The organism is Ruminococcus sp. (genome assembly GCF_024691275.1).
GTDB lineage: Bacteria > Bacillota > Clostridia > Oscillospirales > Ruminococcaceae > Ruminococcus.
Genome location: NZ_JAILNU010000058.1, coordinates 101,175 through 118,596, shown reverse-complemented (window position 1 = coordinate 118,596; position 17,422 = coordinate 101,175). Strand labels below are relative to the sequence as shown.

At 46.2% G+C, this 17,422-nt stretch carries 14 protein-coding genes; 1 reads left to right on the top strand and 13 read right to left on the bottom strand.

Annotation, left to right across the window (positions count from 1 at the left end; genetic code table 11):
- Window positions 1-81 precede the first annotated feature (81 nt).
- Complete coding sequence (locus K6G33_RS07250) at window positions 82-1,623, bottom strand: SPOCS domain-containing protein (RefSeq protein WP_296777806.1); 1,542 nt, start codon at window positions 1,621-1,623, stop codon at window positions 82-84.
- Between the two features lie 266 nt (window positions 1,624-1,889).
- Between K6G33_RS07250 and K6G33_RS07245 the strand changes: the two genes are divergently transcribed.
- Window positions 1,890-2,303, top strand: coding sequence for an NUDIX domain-containing protein (locus tag K6G33_RS07245; RefSeq protein ID WP_173449797.1), 414 nt, complete (start codon window positions 1,890-1,892; stop codon window positions 2,301-2,303).
- A 47-nt stretch (window positions 2,304-2,350) separates the two neighbouring features.
- Here the strand turns inward: K6G33_RS07245 and K6G33_RS07240 are convergent, their stop codons facing one another.
- The 12 genes from K6G33_RS07240 to K6G33_RS07185 all read right to left on the bottom strand — a co-directional run bounded on the left by K6G33_RS07240 (window position 2,351) and on the right by K6G33_RS07185 (window position 17,407).
- Complete coding sequence (locus K6G33_RS07240) at window positions 2,351-3,631, bottom strand: hypothetical protein (RefSeq protein ID WP_296777803.1); 1,281 nt, start codon at window positions 3,629-3,631, stop codon at window positions 2,351-2,353.
- Window positions 3,632-3,812: 181 nt separating this feature from the next.
- Complete coding sequence (locus K6G33_RS07235; RefSeq protein WP_296777802.1) at window positions 3,813-4,772, bottom strand: SprB repeat-containing protein; 960 nt, start codon at window positions 4,770-4,772, stop codon at window positions 3,813-3,815.
- Window positions 4,760-5,227: an immunoglobulin domain-containing protein gene (locus tag K6G33_RS07230; RefSeq protein ID WP_296777800.1), complete on the bottom strand. Its 468-nt coding sequence runs from the start codon at window positions 5,225-5,227 to the stop codon at window positions 4,760-4,762. The genes K6G33_RS07235 and K6G33_RS07230 overlap by 13 nt, the downstream gene beginning before the upstream one ends.
- Window positions 5,228-5,592: 365 nt before the next feature.
- Window positions 5,593-6,720 carry a DUF4317 domain-containing protein gene (locus tag K6G33_RS07225; protein WP_296777798.1) on the bottom strand — a complete coding sequence of 376 codons (1,128 nt, stop codon included), beginning with the start codon at window positions 6,718-6,720 and terminating at the stop codon, window positions 5,593-5,595.
- 78 nt (window positions 6,721-6,798) lie between these two features.
- Window positions 6,799-7,494, bottom strand: coding sequence for a cohesin domain-containing protein (locus K6G33_RS07220; RefSeq protein ID WP_296777795.1), 696 nt, complete (start codon window positions 7,492-7,494; stop codon window positions 6,799-6,801).
- The gene (locus K6G33_RS07215) at window positions 7,484-9,835 is read right to left on the bottom strand and encodes an ATP-dependent Clp protease ATP-binding subunit (protein ID WP_296777794.1); all 2,352 of its coding nucleotides are present in this window, start codon (window positions 9,833-9,835) and stop codon (window positions 7,484-7,486) included. Before K6G33_RS07215 ends, K6G33_RS07220 begins: the two co-directional genes overlap by 11 nt.
- Before the next feature lie 83 nt (window positions 9,836-9,918).
- Window positions 9,919-10,815: a hypothetical protein gene (locus K6G33_RS07210; RefSeq protein WP_296777792.1), complete on the bottom strand. Its 897-nt coding sequence runs from the start codon at window positions 10,813-10,815 to the stop codon at window positions 9,919-9,921.
- Between the two features lie 68 nt (window positions 10,816-10,883).
- Window positions 10,884-12,047 carry a DUF5711 family protein gene (locus tag K6G33_RS07205; RefSeq protein ID WP_296777846.1) on the bottom strand — a complete coding sequence of 388 codons (1,164 nt, stop codon included), beginning with the start codon at window positions 12,045-12,047 and terminating at the stop codon, window positions 10,884-10,886.
- Window positions 12,048-12,068: 21 nt separating this feature from the next.
- Window positions 12,069-12,842, bottom strand: coding sequence for a tRNA pseudouridine(38-40) synthase TruA (truA, locus tag K6G33_RS07200; RefSeq protein WP_296777790.1), 774 nt, complete (start codon window positions 12,840-12,842; stop codon window positions 12,069-12,071).
- On the bottom strand, window positions 12,835-15,714 hold the full coding sequence (locus tag K6G33_RS07195) for a YfhO family protein (RefSeq protein WP_296777789.1): 2,880 nt from the start codon (window positions 15,712-15,714) through the stop codon (window positions 12,835-12,837). The genes truA and K6G33_RS07195 overlap by 8 nt, the downstream gene beginning before the upstream one ends.
- 23 nt (window positions 15,715-15,737) lie before the next feature.
- Window positions 15,738-16,541, bottom strand: coding sequence for an energy-coupling factor transporter transmembrane protein EcfT (locus K6G33_RS07190; protein ID WP_296777787.1), 804 nt, complete (start codon window positions 16,539-16,541; stop codon window positions 15,738-15,740).
- Window positions 16,535-17,407, bottom strand: coding sequence for an energy-coupling factor transporter ATPase (locus K6G33_RS07185; protein WP_296777786.1), 873 nt, complete (start codon window positions 17,405-17,407; stop codon window positions 16,535-16,537). Before K6G33_RS07185 ends, K6G33_RS07190 begins: the two co-directional genes overlap by 7 nt.
- Between the last annotated feature and the right edge of the window lie 15 nt (window positions 17,408-17,422).

Below are 17,422 nucleotides of genomic sequence, written 5' to 3'. Positions count from 1 at the left end.
TTATAGGGGCTGATGCAGGCATCAGTCCATGATTATCAACGTTTTGCGGGACGATGCAGACACCGCCCCTACAGCATTACTTCACGATACTATGGGTATCAGCAGCATACCGCCGCTTTCAAGACGTTCTCCGCTGAGCTCGTTTTCCTCCATGATAGCAGACACGCTGGTGCTGTAGCGCTTGGCGATATCCCAGATATTTTCGTTCTCAATTCCGAAGTAAAGCTTTATGGCGTAATCACCGTCGCGCGCTTTTTTAACAGTTTCATCAACAGTAATGTTCGTTACAGCTTTTATTGAATCCGAACTGTACACGGAAAGCTTCGCTGCGATGTCTGATCTTGCCGTAAGTACGCCTTCTGCGGAGATATCATATGCAGTTTCGCGGACGCTCACGTCAGCTGAAACAGCTGAGCCGCTTATGTCATCGGGGAGAGCTATAGTTTCCTCAAACGCCTCGTCGCGGTCAGGCATCATTATCATGCCTGAATTGTCCTTAGCTGCCATAGAATAGGATAGCATACCGCTCAGGATCACCGATCTTCCGTCATCGCCTATACGCGCATTGATATTTTTCGGCTCGCTCCACATAGCGTATATAGTCTGGGGAACGCTTTCACCTTCGGCAAGTTTTGCGCTGTATCTGAAGCTTTCGTCGTATATTGCAGGTATCTGTTCAGCCTTGATGTCGGACATTTCAACATTGCACGGGTACACTGTTGAAAAAGCGTCCTCCGCTATCATAGCCGAGGCTGTCTTAACGGCTCGGCAGCACAGTCTCAGCTCAGTCTCGCAGCGTATAATGCGGCTGCTGCCGTCTTTATCAGCCACTGCCGTAACATCGCAGCTCACAACCTCGGGAAGCACATTGCACTCAAAGCTCTCGTCGAGACCGTCCACGTCGATTATCTGGCTGTAGCTCAGGGAAAACCTCACAGGCTCAACCGCACCTTCGCCTGCATACAGCAGCTCCACATCTGCCTCGCCTTTTGCAAGAAGCTTTCCTGAGATAAGCTTCATCTCGCAGGAAGAAGCCCTGCACCTGCAATTGAGGATACCCGTGATATCGGGCTGTGAAGCATTCAGCTCGATGTCTTCCTCGATATGCACGTTCTTGTCCGCAGACAGCCGCTGTGCCGCGAATTTTACAGGAGCTTTCTTCAACTGTATATTCATGCCGAATGCATCTGATATCACTTCCTGATCCTGCTGTCCCGTTACGGACACCTTAACGGATACAGCTCCGCGCAGATCAAGCCGCCTCTTGTTCACAGCACGGCAGTTCACATGGTCTGCCTTGGGTATGAGCCTTACCACAGGAGACTCCACATTTTTCTTCAGCTCTACGGTTTTGGTGAAATTCCTGCGCTGCTCAACCGACTGGACAGCCGTACCCTCCTCGCCGCAGTAGAGTATACGTACATCGCATCTCAGCTCATAGGTGAGCCTGTCGCCGCTGACGCTCCAGTCCGTGACAACGGGAACGGTCTCACAGCGGATAAGGCGAAAGATATCGGGACAGTAATCAGGAAGAATGTAATCAAGTTCTATGGACTGTTCCTGTACACCATCGAAGATGACCTCGTTAGCAGGAACAGTCGCTCTGTTAAGTTTTAAGTCCATAACGGTGACCTCCTTGAAGATTGCTTTACGAAATTATATTCAGACTGTCCGCAGTTTATTCCATATGGGACGGCGTGTCTGCGGCGCTAAAATACGACATTATCATGCCAAAATTTCCTGCAAATTTACAAAGACGGGTATAGACAAAATAGACAAAATATGCTATAATAATTGTGAACAACATAAAAAAGCAGCGCCTGCATTAACGGATATACAGACGATCTGCTTTTATTCTGCCCGATTTTTCGGACAAGAAAGGATAAAATATGCTTCATGAGAAATCATGCGGCGCGATTGTCTACAGGAAATACCACGGCAATACGGAAATTCTGCTGATAAAGCATATCAACAGCGGTCACTGGTCATTCCCAAAAGGTCACGTTGAAAAGGGCGAGACTGAGATCGAAACTGCTCGTCGTGAGATCATGGAGGAGACCTCCATTGACGTGATTATTGACCCCACTTTCAGAGAAACAGTGACATACTCGCCAAAAAAGGACACTGTCAAGGTCGTCGTTTACTTTCTCGCAAAGGCAAAAAACGTCGATTTTATTCCTCAGGAAGGCGAGATCGCGGAAATACGCTGGGTAGACATTTCTTACGCCGCAAATATTCTGTCATACGAAAACGACAGGACGATCGTTGCCAAAGCAAAGACCGCTATTAAAGAAAACCACTAAAAAAGATCCCTCACTTACCGTGGGGGATCTTTTTCTGTATGCTTTTATCAGTTTATAGGACAAATGCGGATATGATTACCGATCTCGTCCCAGACGTGAACACTGTATGAGCCGCCATGGTTATCATAGGTCAGGATACTTGTTTCCTCATCGAACCACCATTCAAGAGTGCCTGTTTCGTACCAATTGGTGATCTGTACATCGCCTCTGAATCTATACTTACCGAAGCCTCCGGTTATCTTTTCACGAACATATAACTTTCCGTTATCACCGTAATAATAATCAATATCATCGCTCTTCAGCGGTTCGGTGATGTTAAGTTCGCTTGTGGTCACAGCGCCGAGATAATTGTTGTTTTCATCTAAAGTATATATGGTACAGCGTATTTTCTTGCCGGCATATTTCTCCAGTATTAAAGTCTCTGTATGTGAAGTTTTATTTGAAATTTTACTGTGGTACTGTTTCCAGTTATTCTGACCGATATCAGCGTACTCCCATACATATCTGTATTTTCCGGTACCGCCGCTTACTTCAACTGTGAAAGAATCTTCCATATTTCCTCTGGTATTAGCAAGTGTCGGCAGATCCTTTACAAGGCTGAAATCACTGACATATACCGTTTTGCTGGTGACTGTTCTGCCCTTTTTATCCTTTACCACGCAGTAATAATTTCCCTGCTCCTTAGCGTTATATGTCTCTCCTGTACCGACTTCCGTACCGTTCCTATACCATGTGTATTTATAAGGTGCACTACCGCCATTTACAGCGATACTAAGCATATATCCTGTACGAGGATCAGAGATAAAACCGCCTGCAGGCTGTCTGCTTATGGTAAGATCAGAAATCACCTTTACAATTGCCACATCGGTATCATAATAAAGAGAATCACGCAATTTAGATGGCTCCTTAGGGAATCTTTCAAACTCCCCTGCCTTTTTCAGCAATTCCAAATCATATAAACGGCAGAAGTATTTTCCTGCTTTGGTTACTTCAATAGTAGGCTCTGTTTCACCTTTTATAATAGTGTTATCTCTATACCACTGGAACGCATACTTTTTCTTTTGTTCGTCAGTGATCTGCTTGAATAACTTGATTTCATTTTTCTTACCTGCCTGCACATACGTTCCAACTTTGAGAGTTACGGACTCAGATGATGTTATTTCGACATTGGTTTTATTGAGCTGGAATGAAGGTGCAACTTTTATATTTGCAAATCCCGGTATCTTGTCCCCCGGGAATGGTGTCGCACTTGCTGTCATAGTTGAAGCACCGCAGAGAAGGATCGCACTTGAAAGTAAACATAAAAGCTTTTTTGATACATTTTTCATAATATTACCTCCGTATAGTTATTTTGGGAATTTGGGGTTTATTCAAATCATTCAGCGCTGAATATCATTGACCTGTTTGGTATGGTCTTATTATATCATGCATTTTCGTGATTTATAAGGTGTCATTTGTCACTTCCACGGTTACATATGTAATTTCCTCGGTGACAAATGTAACTCGGGCTCAATGTCTGCTGCTACTAGATGAAGAAGACCAACTTTGTTCGGCTCTACTTACCTTTTTGATCTCCATTTCATTTGTGGTCCTATAATATCCCGATTTACCCTCATCGTCCACACAATATATCCTGCAACGATACTTTTTATCGGTCGAATACAGGTATATGTCGTAATTATAAGCTGGTGCATTTGTAGTCACGTCATCCATAGTGACCCAGTTATCGCTGCCCTTATCTGCTATCTGCCATACGTATCTGTAGGTTCCTGTACCGCCGCTTACTCTGACTTTAAAGTATTCAGTATAATTCAAATTATAGGTATAATAAATGCTTGGCAGCCCCTTATCAATGTTGAAGTAGTTTATCTTAACGTAAGCTTTTCTGCTTGTCGCTGTATCTCCGTACCTGTCTTTTACGACGCAATAATAATTACCTGGGTCATATACAGTTATCTCAGAATCCCTGCCAACGATCTTGCTTCCGTAATACCATGTATACGTATACGGAGAGCTGCCGCCGCTTACTCCGACAGAAAGACCAGCACCATATTTTGCGCTGCAAATAACAGCGTCCTTCGGCTGCTTATCTATACGCACCTTGACAGGTCTTACGTTAACTACTCCGCTGGTCTTCACACGTCCCCTGCTGTCCGTTACGATGCAATAATACTGATCGGGCGAAGTTACAGTTGTTGCCGCACTTGTTCCTACTACATTGCCGCTTGAATTTTTCCACTGGTACGAATACGGGGCACTTCCGCCGCTTACAGACACTTTAAGCTCAAATTTGCCATTGTCGTCGAGTGGTCCGCTGTTTGACAGTACTCTAACATTAAGATCGCTCACTCTCTTTACATAGGCTTCTTCCGTATTATAAACAGTTGGTTCGGATTCTTGTTCGCTGGGCTTATATTCACATACTTGCGAGAATGAACGATTTGATTCTGAGACAGTTACAGTTCCCAACTGATTTTTTCCCTTAATGCATCTATAAGTTCTTGGCATATATCAGCATTTTTTGCCGCAGTATTATTTGACGTACCCTCAAAACTGCTTTTTAAGATAGATTTGACAGTTACCTCGCAGGAATACCGTCCTTCTTCAGATGCCTCGTAGAATGAAGATGTTGCACCATTGATGATACTGCCGTTGCGATACCACTGATATGATTGGGCGATAAAATTTCTTCCGGCAACATGAGACATAGGAGTTCTGACCTCTATCCTTGCTTTTTCAGACCTTGTTATCTCGAAATAATCCTCATTCAGAGTATATTCCGTTGTTCCTAAATCAATAGTATTACCTGAAAACGCATCAGCAGGGAGCTGAAGCGGTTTAGCACTTGCAGGGATAGCAGAAGCACCGCAGAGAAGTATTGCGCTTGAAAGGGCGCACAAAAGCTTTTTTGATACATTTTTCATAATAACTACCTCCGTTTAATAAAATAATGGATAATTGGGGCGTAGGATCATAGTATTAAAAAAGTTCGGCGCCTGAACGTTTTTCCTGTTTGGTATGATCTTATTCTATCATGTTTTTGCATGATTTATAAGGTGTCATTTGTCACTTTCCCGATGACAAACGTCCTCTCCTAAATGACAAATGTAACGTCAGCAGCTATTATTGGCACAGCCAAATAAATTAGCCCCTGCGTATGCAAGGAGCTTATACAGAAGTTTTTACGTGAGATATTGAGGGGGGGAAACCTTTCATCAGAAAGGTTTCCCCCGATAATTTCGTGTAAAATTTCTATATGAGCACCCTGCCTATGCAGAGGCTTCTCTCATTATAAAGTAACAGGCAGTCCGTTTATCTCAATAGTAGGGTCGTCGATATCTATAAGGAGACATCTTCTGCCGTCAACTACGCTGGTACGGACTTTATCAGCAGCTGAGGGTTTGATATTGACAGTAATACCGGGAGAAGTGAGCACTGTCTTTGTTTCCACAAGATTAGCAGCTGTAAGGGGAGCGGTTCCGCAGACCTTCTCATAGACAGGCTCGACCATATTCACGCGCTCCTCGGGAAGTCCCACGTCCACGAGGATATCCTTCAGCTTTGCATTGTCGATGACCACCTTATCGGTATCGTCCTTGTTGTCATCAACGACCTCCTGTATCTTCTCGTTCACGGTCTTGATGAGCATATAATCGAGGTCGTCGCCCATAACGTTCTTGAGTATGCTCTGAAAGCTGCTTTTCTCGCTCTCGGCAGACATAACGAAGGTGCAGCCGAGGACGTTCTCAACCACCGATACGTTAGGGTCTTTCACGTTCTTTGTGTAGTACATAACGTGATTGATATCGGAGCTTCTGTTACTGAAAACAGGATACAGGAAGCCGTCCGACGGAGCTTTGCTGATGATAAGCTCTGTATTCAGCTTCTTTGTTATCTCGTTGTTGAAGCTGTCGAACACGAAACCGTCCTTGCTCGTATTCACAGGACAGATAGCCGTCAGGATATAGCGGTATATCTCGTCCTCACCGTCTGCGAACTCGTCATTCTTGTCCTTTTTGCGGATAGTATAGGTGCAGTAAGATGTGATAACTGCAAAAGGGCCTGTATAGGCGATATTATTTGCGATATGGTTGAGGAACTCCTCACATACCAAGTCGTCTTTAAGCTCGGAAGTGAGAAGCGTATAGAGAATATTCTGGGGCTGTCCCTCGTCGTAAGCCTCGTTCGGGAACTCATACTCGATAAAAGCCTTGCCCACATTGGTATTGAGCACCTTCTTCAAGGTCTCGTCGTACACATCATGCTCCTCGACGGGCATGGTGAGACATGAGTTCACATGGTGGTAGCGGAGGTTCTTTTCAGCGTCGATGAACGCTGTAAGAACTCTCTCCATTATGAAAAATCCGCTCTTGTCGGAAAAATTCTTTTTTATCTCTGCTGTTTCTTTTTTATTCATTATGTAACGTCCTTTCAATTATTCTGCCGAAATATATGGAGCTACAGCTCTTACCGCCGCAGCTCCCATATAATAGTTTTATCTTACAGTTATGCTGCCGTTTTTCAGGTGCTCGAAGGCATACTTTTCAAACGACATATCGTTCTCATAGTTGCGGAACATATCCGATTCCATATAGAAATACCCAAGCTTATAAACAGTACCGGGCTGAGCGTCGTCAGGAACTTTAAAGAAGAAAGTAGCTATATCGCCGTCCCTGCCCTCGTTTTCCTTGAACAGCGTAGTAAAGAACAGCGAGCGCTTTTTCTGTCTTACAAGCTCGTCGGCAAGGTTTTTCTGCCAGTCCATAGCCACAAACCCCGAGTTTTTAGCCGAAGCATCGCCCAGCTCATAATCAGCTGTAAGCTCATCTTCATCAAGGAGCCTGCATTCCAGAACATCGGGATATGTGATATGGATACCGCACATATTCCACTTTTTGTCCGCACCTGTCACAGATACCGTAACTTCCGCAGTACCGCCTGGTTTTGCCTCGGTATCGCTTATTTTTATAACAGGACCGTCATCTATATCAGGAACGTCCTGAAACTTTATGCGCATAAGCTCCATGCTCTCGGATATCTCATCGCCGTCCTCGTTAGTCACAGGCTCAACAGAAGCAGCAGTAGTAGGCTGAGGCTCACTCTTTTTGACTTTTCCTGAATCAAGGCAGCCTGTAGTGCCAACAGCTGCTATAAGCATTGCTGCAACAGCTGCTGCGAACTTACGCTTCATCTTCGGTATTCTCCTTTCTGCCCTCCACGACGAGCTCGCCGCTTCTTGCAGATATCTTGATATTATTTATTTCGGAAGCCTTCTCGATGATGATATCAGCTACCTTATCCTCGATCTCCTGACGGATAACACGGCGGATATCTCTTGCGCCGTAGGGCTTGCCGAATGACTTCTCGGCAATAAGCTCCAGAGCAGCCTTTGTATAATCAAGGGTGATATTCTTCTCGCCGAGAGGTTCCTTCATCTCGTCAAGGTTAAGGGCAGCTATCTTAGCGTAGTCCTCCTTGCTGAGCTCCTTGAATACAACTATCTCGTCGATACGGCTGATGAATTCAGGGCGCAGGAAGTCTCTCAGGCCCTTCATAGCCTTATCCTTTGTTATCTCCTCAGCGGTACGGTTGAAGCCGACACCGATGCTCTTATCGGTAGAACCTGCGTTAGATGTCATACAGATTATGGTATTCTCAAAGTTTACTGTTCTGCCCTGAGCGTCGTCCACCTTACCCTCGTCGAGTATCTGCATGAGAATATTCATAACATCAGGGTGAGCCTTTTCGATCTCGTCGAAGAGTATTACCGAGTAAGGCTTGCGGCGAACCTTTTCAGTGAGCTGTCCTGCTTCCTCGTAGCCTACATATCCCGGAGGCGAACCTATCATACGTGCAACAGAGTGCTTTTCCATATACTCTGTCATATCAAGTCTTATGAGCGGATCAGGCGAGTCGAAAAGCTCCTCGGAGAGCACCTTTACCAACTCCGTCTTACCCACACCTGTAGGGCCTACGAATATGAACGAAGCAGGTCTGCGGCGCTTACTGAGCTGTACTCTTGTACGCTTGATAGCCTTAGTGAGCACGCCCACAGCCTCGTCCTGACCGATAACACGCTTCTTGAGCGATTCCTCAAGTCTTGCTATCTTCAGGAACTCATTCTCTGCTATCTTGCTTGCAGGTATACCCGTCCAGCGCTCGATAACCTTTGTAACGTCTGACTCCTGAACCTCTACGCTCTCAGCCTTTTCCTTCAATGCAGGCTCATTTTCACGTATGTGTATGAGCTTGCCCTTGACCTCGGCAAGAGCCTTATAGTCGATCTCCTCCTGCTCGGAGATGGACTTCTCCATATCTTCAAGTACTTTTATTTCCTTTTTGAGCTTCTCGTACTCGCCTATTTCGGGGGAACGTATGGAAGCATAGGCGCAGCTCTCGTCAAGAAGGTCGATAGCCTTATCGGGCAGGAAACGGTCTGAAATGTATCTCTCTGAGAGAACAGCACAGGCTCTTACCAGATAATCGGAGATATGCACCTTATGGAATGCCTCATAGTATTTCTTTATGCCGACAAGGACATCAACTGTATCCTCGATAGTAGGCTCATTTACAGTAACAGGCTGGAAACGGCGCTCCAGAGCGGAGTCCTTTTCGATATACTTGCGGTACTCGCCGAAGGTCGTTGCACCTATCACCTGTACCTCGCCTCTTGAAAGGGCAGGCTTCAAGATATTAGCGGCATTCATGGAGCCCTCCGAATCGCCTGCGCCAACGAGGTTATGCACCTCATCAATAAAGAGTATGATATTTCCCTCTTTCTTAACCTCATCAACGAGACCCTTTACACGGCTCTCGAACTGTCCGCGGAACTGAGTACCCGCAACCAGTGCAGTGAGGTCAAGGAGGTATATCTTCTTGTCAGCAAGATTGAACGGTACATCTCCCGAGTTTATACGCAGAGCTATACCCTCAGCGATAGCGGTCTTGCCGACACCGGGCTCACCGATAAGACATGGATTATTCTTTGTACGTCTTGAGAGTATCTGTATTACTCTTGCGATCTCATTATCTCTGCCGATTATATTGTCGATCTTTCCGTCTGCTGCTTTCTGTGAAAGATTTGTGCAGTAGCTTCCGAGGAATTTGAGCTCCTTTGCCTTCTTATCCTTATTGCGTCCGAAAAGACCGCCTTTTTTCTCCTTGTTGTCGGTAGAGCTTTCATCTGACGAGCTGCTGCGGCTGCTGAAGATACTTCTCGGGTCGAAGTCGCCCTTGCTGTCATCGCTTTCATTGCTTTCGTTTCCGCCGAACATATTTGTGATGAAGTCAGGCAATACTCCCGAGCCGCCCATTTCAAAGCTGTCGCCGTCGAGCATACCCATCATCTGGTCAGAGAGCTGGTCGATCTCTTCGTCGGTTATACCGAGCTTATCCATATATTCCTTGATCTGCGGGATATTCTGCGCTCTCGCACATGAAAGGCAGAGTCCCTCGTTTTTCTTTTCGTTGCCCTGAACAGAGGTGATAAATACCACCGCTGGTCTCTTTTTGCATTTACTGCACATTATCATCAGGCAGTTCCTCCTGTCGGTTAGTTTATATATCGCTCCCCCGCATAACACGGGGGAACGCAAGGTATCATCATTCAGGAGCGTTACATATCCGCTACGAAGCTGTAAACGTACTTGAAGATGTAAGAATTGTCGATTGCCTCATGGTTGAAGAAAAGCATCTTGTTGCTTCCGAGAACAACATACAGACGTACCATTACTGCAATAAGGAATACTACAACGGCTCCCTTTGCGATTCCGATAAGTCCGCTTATCACATTGGTAACAAGGCTCGCTTCGATATGATCTCTTCTGTTTGCGATCGTTTCAACAAATATCGTGATAACAATGAAAACCACAAGCAGGAATATCAGGCAGACAAGTCTGACCTGTGTCTTGTAAGGCTTTTCAAGGTATGTATCAACGAGAAGCTCAGCAGCAGGTGTTTTATAATCAGGATCCTTTACAAGCTTCATATACTTGTAAATAGCTGTTGGCTTATTTCTTATCTGTTCTGCTGCATATTCAGCAGAATACTCACTTAGCTGTTTTTTTATCAGGTCGCTTATTACCGCAGCATAGCCCTCATGGAGCTTCTCCATGAATATGCCCTCGGGAGCGACCACTCTGTTATTGATATTATTCAGGTAAGTGTAGATCTGATTGTCGATATCCTCATCTGACCCGCCTATTGCCTCAAGTCTGAACTGATCGACATAAACGTCGTATCCGAGATTGTTGAGATAGGTGGCGAGGTCGCCGTAAAAATCACCATTTGATATATTATAGTCAAGTTTTTTGATATTGTTCGTTCTGACCGAACCCTCATAGAATGAATTTGCCACCGATGAACTTGCTGATAGTGCTATAACAACTGCAAGCACATATCCCACAAGGGATATGGCCGCTTTCATCAGACCTCTCTTTACGGTCAGAAACACACATACGAGCACCGCTGCAACAGCGATAACATCGTAAAACCACCAGAATTGTACTCCCATATATGTTGCGCCGCATCATGCTCTGCGACGCAGCCTCCTTTCGACTTGTAAATAATATGTATCAAAAGTCAGCTTTCATAATCTATACGATCTATTTTATTATAACCTTTCAGGAAAATATGATCTTCGCTTCTTACAAAACCTGTGTAGGAATCGCTTACATCAGCAACTGAACGCAGTCCGCCGTTGAAGTCATAAGCTTTTATTCTTCCCTCACACAGTACATAAGCAAGCTCATCATAGATAATAACGTCTATCGACGGTTCTTCAAGGTCAATGATAAGGGCTTCCGAGCTTCCGCCGCTGAACAGTGCCATGACGTATTTTCTTCTGTCATCGTTATTTATGATGACAGCCGATTTTCCGTCCTCACTTGCGCCTGCTGCGAGCACGCCGTCATAAGTATAGAATGAACTTATCTGACCGCTGCCGTCAACATATCCGCAAGCGTCATCGCCAAGCACAAAAGCGCCATTTCCAAAACCGTAAACGTCAAGACCAACAGTATTCAGCCCCGGAGAAGTCCAATGATCTCCTTCCTCGCTGAAGCTTATTTCCTGAACATTTGTAACGAGCTGACCGTTTTCGGCTGAGATAAAGCTCAGCACACATCCCTTGCTTCCGTTTATGAAGCTAAGGTCGCAGACTCTTTCGATACATTTCCTTTTGTATATGCCCTTTCCCCATTTATCATATACTTCAAGTTCGCAGCTATAGCTGTCTGAGGTAGTAACCACAGCAGTATAGCCCTGTTCACTTATTCTCGCAAATAGTATGAGCTTATCTGCATAAGTTTTAGTGAAGTAGACTTGTTCTTCGTCCTCAACACTAAGCTCTTTTCCGTTGTGCTCATACAGCAATGCACGTCCGCCTGCTGCACGGAGCACTGTATTTTTGTAGGTATGCTGACGGCGTTTCAGTCTCTTGCCGTCTGCATCGTAAAAGTAAGCATACGTATCACTTAGAACGATCACCCTCCTGTCCGTAAGTTCAAGCTGATAATCCGAACCTCCGCTTACCTCGATAGGGAAATTTCCCTCTGCGAGCTCACCGGAGTTAACGATAGTTCTGTACTGTTCTCCTATTCCCCTGAGTTTATTATACCAACTGTCACGGGTAAAATATAGCCCCGTGGCAAGTGCGGCTGTAAGCAGTATCGTAAGAAACCGTCTCAGCCTTTTGCGCCGCCTTTTTCGATTTTTAAGATCGACGATATCATCGGCGTCATACATTTTCGGCACGCTGATACCTCCTTAGCTTTGTTCTGCCGTCTCACCGAACATTTCTTCCTCGCTGTAGAATACGCGATTGAGATACAATCCGTGAGCCATTGCTGTTCTGCCTGCCTTCAGGCGGTCTTTTGCGTCCAGGATAGCGGGGATATCATCGGGAGCGAGCCGCTTCTCACTCACGTCGATAAGAGTGCCCACCATTATCCTAATCATATTATACAAAAAACCGTTGCCTTTTACAAGCATTATCACAGAATCTCCACTTTTTTCTATTTTGAAAGAATAAATAGTTCTTACCGTTGTTGAAACATTTGTACAATCGGCACAAAATGATGAAAAATCATGCGTTCCCACGAAATACTGTGCAGCCTTTCTCGCTGCTTCCACGTCGAATTTCCTTCTGTAATGCAGCATAAGGTCTGCTGCAAAGGGATTTTTTGATTCGCTGCAATGCATTTTGTAAACATACTCCTTGCCTTTGCAGTCGAATCTTGCGTGAAAATCAAGCGGTACGTCCTCACAGCTCAATACAGATACATCATCGGGCAGTTCTCCGTTCACTCCCCTGCAAAAGCCGAGGCAGTTTATTTTGCTGTTCGTTTTCACATTGAAGCAGAACTGATTGGCATGGACACCTGTATCCGTCCGTGAACAGCCCGTTATGGTTATCGGCTCATTGAGCACCTTTGAAAGTGCTTTTTCAAGCACCTCCTGAACCGTTACTGCGTTGCTCTGCCGCTGAAAGCCATGGTAAGCAGTTCCTCTGTAAGCTGCCATTACTTTCAGATTACGCATCTTCCGCCTCCTTTTCATCTGATTTGGTTCCGTCATAAAGAACGACCTCTGAGTCCTCTACCCTGCCGATATCCTCGGCGAGGAGCGACTCGCTGACCTGATCGTATATCTCTGCTTTATTGCCATACGGGAATTTCGGATAATTCTCTTCTGCCTGCCGCGCCTCAGCAGCTGCCTGAGCTGCCTGTCTGCGTCTGAGCTGCCTGCGCTTTCTTTCGCATACCATAAGAAGTACGATAAACAACAGGCTCAAAAATGTGAATGTAACACCCAGCCAGAAGCCTTCAGGCGTATACTCTATCCTTATGTCATGTTCGCCGCTTCCGACCCTGAATCCCAGCAGTGACTGCATGAGCTTGAAGGTCTCCGCCTTTTCGCCGTCAACATATACCTTCCAGCCCTTTTCGTAAGGCATGGAAAGCATCATGATGCCGTCCTTCTTTGCATTTACCTTTCCGCATATCTTGGTATCAGAAAAGCTTGATATTTCGAGCTGTTCATCTGCAAGTGCGTCATAGGCTCTCTCAAAGACATCTTTATTCAAAGCGTAGATCATGAGCTTAAAATTGCCTGACTTATTTTTTTCGTTAGACGTTAATCTGACAGTAGAGGTGCTGCCCTCCTGTCCGTTGCCCATGGGGAACACTAAAGGATAGCTTTCGATAAGCTTTCCCGAATCGACAAGATTGCCGTCGCATCTTATCTCAAGGGAATCGCAGGTGCCGCCTGTGCCGTTAGCATAACCGTAGAGGTAGCTTCCGTCGATGCAGCTGTATGAATAGGTAGCGCTTCCTGTTACTCTGTTTTCCTCAGTCTGGAAGGTGTAATTTCCGTAACCGTTCTTGGTCACTTCAAGTCCTTCGTACTCGACCAGTGCCACAGGCTGCGGAATGAAGAGGCTGTCTTCAACGCCTGTTGCACGGCGGACGAGGTCGTTCTGGTACTCAAAGGGATTAGCGCCGCCGTTGTCTTCCATCATAAGTATCTTCTCATTGACCATATAGCCCAGCGACAATGGGTAGCGGTTCTTATACAGCTGAGAATCATCGGCTGTATGAACATTGTCGAATACCCATTCCTCTGTGTTGAGGTCGCCGTTCTTTTTGATGAGGTACTTTATTCCGAAAAGTGAATTAACTACAGGAGTAGATGTTCTGTAGTAATATCTGTTTCCTGCCTCTGAAGCGTATAGACCAAGTCTCTTGCACAGCGTCGTCACGGAGACATTTGCTGCTGAGGAGAACTGTGACAGACCGCGGTAGCCGTAAAGGGCGCTGTCATTGAGAGTATATGTCTGTGTCATCTCACTTCTGTAGAACAGGTCTTTGTCTGTGTTCCTTTCGTATTCAAGGAGCTCCTGGACCTCTGCGTTTTCGGCAGGGTAATCACTGTAGCCGGTGGTATCAACTGTCTTGACACCCATCTGAGCATTGCTTATGAACTCGCTGAAAACAGCTGCCGCAAGGGCAAAAGTCATGAGCACGTTGCGCTTGTTCTGGGTCCTGAAGGGGAATATCTTCGCCGCTATGAATACCAGCCAGTACGCTCCCGTGATTATTGCGGAGCTCTTTACTGCTCCTTCAAATTCGTAATCCACACCGCCTGTCATACGATTAAGTACGAATACTGCCGCAGGAACTATGAGCATCAGCACCAGCTGGTACACCTTTATACCCTTTGACAGGATAATGTCGTATGCCCTGAAAGCCGCTGCTGCGAGCACAAAGCTGAATATGAACGCAAAGCGGTACGGTATCTGGTTGGTGAAATGGAAGCCGTGCCAGATGTAGTTGAGGATATTCATGTTGCAGCTCACAACTATGAGTGCAAGCATGAGCAGTGAAGCGATCTTCTCCCTTATCTTTATGCCGAATGAGAACAGGAACACGCCGAAAAGCAGCACTGCAAGCATTCCGCAGGCGTAGTTCGGGAGTCCGTCCACCTTTGTAGGCGCATCGTAAGAAAGTACATGGGAGATTATCTTCTTCCAGTCCTCGTAGAAGGTCACAACAGTCGGCATGGTGTTGTTTGCGCTGTATGTGAGTTTCAGTCCGAAGTATGCGGGCAGGAGTATGAATCCGCCCAGCCATATTCCGAGTATAGATGAACGCAGCATAAGGAACAGCTTTTTGAACCAGTCCTTGATGCCCTTGCACTCGATAATGCTTGCCGCAGCAAACATGAATATCGAGAACACACAAGTGAAGTAGCCGATGTAGTAGTTGGATATGAGGGAAAATGCCAGTGCAAAGGTGAATACCTTCCATTTCCCTTCGCGGCATATAGCCACAATGCCCATCATTACCAACGGGAACAGTGCTATAGTATCGAACCACATTACGTTCCAGTAGTATCCCAGCGTATAGCTGCAAAGAGCATACATCACCGAGAACATACATATCGAAAAGTCCTTGCGCTTGTAGGTATATCGCAGGAATGTGCTGAAAAACGCTCCCGCAAAGCCTATCTTTGCCGCAAGTATGAACGTGAGCGCATCACGCTCGTTCCCCTCGCCGAAAAATACCGACAGCAGGTTCAGCGGACTTGCTGCGTAATAAGATATCAACGACAGGAAATTCGTACCAAGTCCGTTTTCCCACGAATACAGCATCGAGCCGCCTGTGGTGAGCTTTTCGCGCAGCACCCTGAAAAACGGATAGTACTGATGCCAGAGGTCAACGACAAGTATCTGCCTGTCTCCGAAAGGGTGTATCCCGTACTGACCAAAGGCATAAAGTATTATCGAAAATGGGATAAGGAACGAAAGGATAAAATAGAATACTCCCTTTTCGTACATTATCCGATAGAATTTACCTTTCCTGAACCGCTCCATACGACTGTGTGCAGCGGTCACTTTTTCCTCATTGTTCATTTTTTCCCTCTCTTTTGTTCTGCTCAGGCGATCTTGCCGAGCACGATCACTCCCACAAGGAAAAGAACCGTTATCGCAAGTGCGATATAGTCCCTCGGAGCAGATCTGAGTTGTCTTAATCTTGTTCTTCCGTCTCCGCCGTGATAACAACGGCACTCCATTGCTGTTGCGAGCTCATCTGCGCGTCTGAATGCTGATATGAACAGCGGCACCAGTATGGAGATGAGATTCTTAGCTCTTGTTGTAAAGCTGCCTGTGTCTATTTCAGCTCCGCGAGCTTTCTGTGCAGACATTATCTTGTCGGTCTCCTCAATGAGTGTCGGTATGAAGCGAAGTGCGATCGACATCATCATTGCCAGCTCATGCACCGGGAATTTCACCTTGCGCAGCGGCGAAAGGAGCCTTTCAATAGCGTCTGTAAGTGTTATTGGTGAGGTGGTATATGTCAAGAGAGAGCTTCCCATGATGAGGAGCACTATCCTTATGACCATGAATAAGCTGGTGTTCAGACCGCTTTCGGTTATTTTCAGAAATTTCCACTGCCAGATCACATCGCCTGTGTTCATGAGCAGCAGGTTCAGCACCGCCGTTATTATCAGGAACGGCAGCAGCGGTTTTACACTCTTCCAGAACATCCTGACGGGTATCCTCGAAAGCAGGATAGCTCCGAAAGTATAGACAGCTCCTACAACGAGGCAAAGGTAACTGCCTCCCGAAAAGAGCATTACGATGTAAAGGAGCGTTATCACGATCTTGAATCTTGGATCGAGCTTATGGATAATGCTGTCCCCGGGGAAGTACTGTCCGATAGTTATATCTCTCAGCAATTCAGCGTACCTCCCTTTGCGTTCAGGTGCTTCAGAAGCAGGTCGCGGGCATATCCCACGGTATAGACTTCCTTGCCGAAATCAAGTCCCCTGCGCCTTAGCTCTCCGAAGACCTTGGTTATCTGAGGTACATCAAGACCTATGTCCGATATCTCATCAGCTCTTGCGAACACATTCACTGTCTCATCATAGCAGAAGAGCTTAGCCTTGCTCATGACAAGTATCTTGTCGGCAAATGTGGCAATGTCCTCCATGCTGTGGGAGACTATGAGTATGGTATTCTTTGTGCGCTCGTGATAGCGCTTGATATGGGAGAGTATCTTATCTCTGCCGGCAGGGTCGAGACCTGCGGTAGGCTCGTCCAGTATGAGCACTCTCGGCTCCATAGCCATTACGCCTGCAATAGCAACGCGGCGCTTCTGACCGCCTGAGAGCTCAAAGGGCGAACGCTCCATAAGCTCCTCTTTAAGTCCGATATCACGGGCTGTTTCGTATACACGGCGCTTTATCTCGGCTTCGTCAAGTCCCATATTCTTAGGTCCGAAGGCGATGTCCTTGAATACAGTCTCCTCGAATATCTGATATTCGGGGTACTGGAAAACAAGTCCCACCTTGAAGCGGACATCTCTTATCTTGTCCTTGTCTGCCCATATGTCCTTGCCGTCAAGGAGCACCTTGCCCGAAGTCGGTCTGAGCAGTCCGTTGAAATGCTGTATGAGCGTGGACTTGCCTGAGCCTGTGTGACCCATTACGCCCACCATCTCACCCTCGTCTATTTTAAGGCTCACATGGTCTACAGCGGTCTTCTCAAAGGGAGTTCCCATGCTGTAGGTGTATGTAAGCTCCTGTGTTTCAAGGATAGCCAATTCTATTCTCCTTTT

What these genes read in the sequence shown, in the direction of transcription:
- K6G33_RS07250 (WP_296777806.1), bottom strand. Translation starts at nt 1,623, where the DNA reads ATGGACTTAAAACTTAACAGAGCGACTGTTCCTGCTAACGAGGTCATC.
- K6G33_RS07245 (WP_173449797.1), top strand. Translation starts at nt 1,890, where the DNA reads ATGCTTCATGAGAAATCATGCGGCGCGATTGTCTACAGGAAATACCAC.
- K6G33_RS07240 (WP_296777803.1), bottom strand. Translation starts at nt 3,631, where the DNA reads ATGAAAAATGTATCAAAAAAGCTTTTATGTTTACTTTCAAGTGCGATC.
- K6G33_RS07230 (WP_296777800.1), bottom strand. Translation starts at nt 5,227, where the DNA reads ATGAAAAATGTATCAAAAAAGCTTTTGTGCGCCCTTTCAAGCGCAATA.
- K6G33_RS07225 (WP_296777798.1), bottom strand. Translation starts at nt 6,720, where the DNA reads ATGAATAAAAAAGAAACAGCAGAGATAAAAAAGAATTTTTCCGACAAG.
- K6G33_RS07220 (WP_296777795.1), bottom strand. Translation starts at nt 7,494, where the DNA reads ATGAAGCGTAAGTTCGCAGCAGCTGTTGCAGCAATGCTTATAGCAGCT.
- K6G33_RS07215 (WP_296777794.1), bottom strand. Translation starts at nt 9,835, where the DNA reads ATGATAATGTGCAGTAAATGCAAAAAGAGACCAGCGGTGGTATTTATC.
- K6G33_RS07210 (WP_296777792.1), bottom strand. Translation starts at nt 10,815, where the DNA reads ATGGGAGTACAATTCTGGTGGTTTTACGATGTTATCGCTGTTGCAGCG.
- K6G33_RS07205 (WP_296777846.1), bottom strand. Translation starts at nt 12,047, where the DNA reads ATGTATGACGCCGATGATATCGTCGATCTTAAAAATCGAAAAAGGCGG.
- truA (WP_296777790.1), bottom strand. Translation starts at nt 12,842, where the DNA reads ATGCGTAATCTGAAAGTAATGGCAGCTTACAGAGGAACTGCTTACCAT.
- K6G33_RS07195 (WP_296777789.1), bottom strand. Translation starts at nt 15,714, where the DNA reads ATGAACAATGAGGAAAAAGTGACCGCTGCACACAGTCGTATGGAGCGG.